2 protein-coding genes and 1 pseudogene are annotated in these 2,360 nt (G+C 70.5%); all 3 read right to left on the bottom strand.

What is annotated here, in order from left to right:
- Positions 1–388, bottom strand: a pseudogene (locus ABT116_RS42880) (catalase/peroxidase HPI); the annotation flags it as partial.
- Positions 389–501: 113 nt separating this feature from the next.
- Positions 502–939: a Fur family transcriptional regulator gene (locus ABT116_RS42875; RefSeq protein ID WP_351646146.1), complete on the bottom strand. Its 438-nt coding sequence runs from the start codon at positions 937–939 to the stop codon at positions 502–504.
- A gap of 177 nt (positions 940–1,116) precedes the next feature.
- A complete protein-coding gene (locus tag ABT116_RS42870) occupies positions 1,117–1,989 on the bottom strand; it encodes a hypothetical protein (RefSeq protein ID WP_351646144.1) in 873 nt (290 codons plus the stop codon).
- Positions 1,990–2,360: the final 371 nt, after the last annotated feature.

Here is a 2,360-nt window from a genome sequence, read left to right as displayed (position 1 = left end):
GAGAGCTGGACCTGGAGCCAGTGGGCCGACACCATGCGGGCCCTCGCGAAGAAGACCGGCGCCAGGCCATACGGACCATCAGCGGGCCGTAGTTGCCGAAGTCGGCGGGCCACCAGTCCTGCGAGGTGGTCAGCACCTCGGCGATGTCCTGCTTGACGGCGTCGAGGTCGAGGTTCTTGAAGGCCTCGGCGTAGTCGAAGTCCCCACCGAGGGGGTTGGCGACCTCGGGGTTCTTGGCGAGGATCTTCAGGTTGAGCCGCTCGGGCCACCACTGGCGGTTGCCACCGCCCTGGGTCGGGTGCAGGGCGCGGCCGTGCGCCACGGGGCAGCCGCCTCCCGTCTCATCCGACTTCGAGTCGGTGACGATCGCGTCGTGGTTCTCAGTCATGGGAATCCTTCCGGACGGGGTGGATCACAGTGCTCGGGCGGAGCGCGGTGCTCGGTGGATCACGGTGCTCGGTGGATCACGGTGCTCGGTGGATCACGGTGCTCAGGAACTGCTCAGGAACTGCGGGCGGTGGAGCAGGCGGGGCACAGGCCCCAGTAGATGACCTCGGCCTCGTCGACGGCGAAGCCGCGATCGTCGGACGCGGTCAGGCAGGGGGCGTGGCCGACCGCGCAGTCGACGTCGGCGACGGCTCCGCACGAGCGGCACACGAGGTGGTGGTGGTTGTCGCCGACCCGCCCCTCGTAGAGCGCCGGGCTGCCGGGGGGGTCGAGGCGGCGTATGAGCCCTGCTGCGGTGAGTGCGTGCAGCCCCTCGTAGACGGCTTGGACGGAGATGTGGCCCACGCGGCCGCGCACCTCGGAGGCGATCGCCTCGGCGCCGAGGTGGTCACCGTCCCGCACGGCCTCGAGCAGTGCGACACGGGCGGCCGTCACCCTCAGGCCTGCACCTCGCAGCTCCTCGGCGGTGGTCGGGTTCCCGGTTGCGGTCATGGGATCAACCTAGCCACACAAACACGATTGATTCAAGAAAACGAACGGTTCAATTTTGGTGTCGGGAGTATGAGGCTTTGTGGGACGGCTTACTTGAGGTGTGTGAGCTCAGTCACAGTCACATGGTCGCGCCCTCTCGGGCGTCAGGTGTCGCGCACCGCCGTGCCGGTCTGCGGGTCACGCGTCCGGCGAGCTCAGGCGTTCGAGCTGGGCGGCGGCTGTCGCGGCCTTGCGGCCGGCCTCGCGGGCCCGGCGGTCGGCGGTGCGCGCCCGTTCCCGGGCGGCGCGTTCGGCGAAGCGGGCCTGCTGGTGTTCGTTCCTGGCGCGTTCCAGTTCCCCGGTGAGTTCCTCCACGCGCTGTTGCAGGTCGTCGACCTGCTCTTTCGCCTCCGCCGCCGCCTGACCCGCCGCCTCCGCCTCGCCCTGCAGCTCCCGTAGCGCGCGCTCGGCGGCTTCGGCGTCCTTGCGGGCCCGGTCCAGCCGGCGCCGCTGCTGCTCACTCTCCTTTCCGCCCGGCCGGGAGGGCGTGGGCGCCGGTGCGGATGCGGGGCGCTGCGGCCGGGCGTCCTCGGCTACGGCAGGGAAGCCGACGGCCGCGCTCAGCGGCTTGGCCAGGCGACCTCCGGCCCAGGCCCGGGCGGCCTCCGGGTCGGCCAGCACGGCGTGCAGGGTGTTCTCGACCTCACGCTGCACGCTCTCGCCGATCGGATGCCCGGCCTCCTTCGCGAGCTGCCGTGCCTGCAGGGACAGGGCTCGGACGAGTGCGTGCTGCCGGCGGCTCAGCTCGCGCAGCTGTGCGCCGTCCAGGTCCTGGTGGGCCTGCCGCAGCCCCTCGCCCAGGCGCAGCAGGGGTTCGACCTCTCCGGGGCTGCTGCGGACCAGGAGATTGCTGACCCATGCGGCGAGGCTGGGCTTGCGCAACGTGCGGATCCGCTCGGCGAGTTCCCGGTCGCCGGCGGTGCGGGCGGTGGCCATGGCGGAGGCGCGGGCGGCGGTGAACTCCTCCGGGCGCAGGGCGTACAGCTCGTCGGCCACCGAGTCGTAGTCCATGGGCACCCCTTTCGCGGTCCACGGGCACCCCATTCGCGCGGAAGGCCCGCTGATGACCCGTTCTCGATCGTCTCAGGAGCGGCCCCGCAGGGCGCGCGGAGCCACGGCTGAACGCACCGGAGGGACCCCGTTCACGACCCGGAAAGCGGACGGTTTAACATATGAGCGCCGCCTAGCTCGAAAGATGGATTCGTGACTGTCAACGACGACTCGTTCACCAACTGGAAGATCCGCGAGGAGATCGCGGAGTCGATGATCCCGATCATCGGGAAGCTGCCAGGGCTTGTGGTCCTGGTCGGCGTTGTACTGGATCTGGATCTTGTTGCCCGGGACGCCGCCACCCTCCTGGATGAGCTTCTTGGCCTGGGCCG

It is taken from the genome of Streptomyces sp. NPDC002130 (assembly GCF_040296465.1).
In the GTDB taxonomy this organism is placed as follows: domain Bacteria; phylum Actinomycetota; class Actinomycetes; order Streptomycetales; family Streptomycetaceae; genus Streptomyces.
Note: the sequence above shows the minus strand (reverse complement) of the source record. Positions and strands in the feature narration are given on the sequence as shown.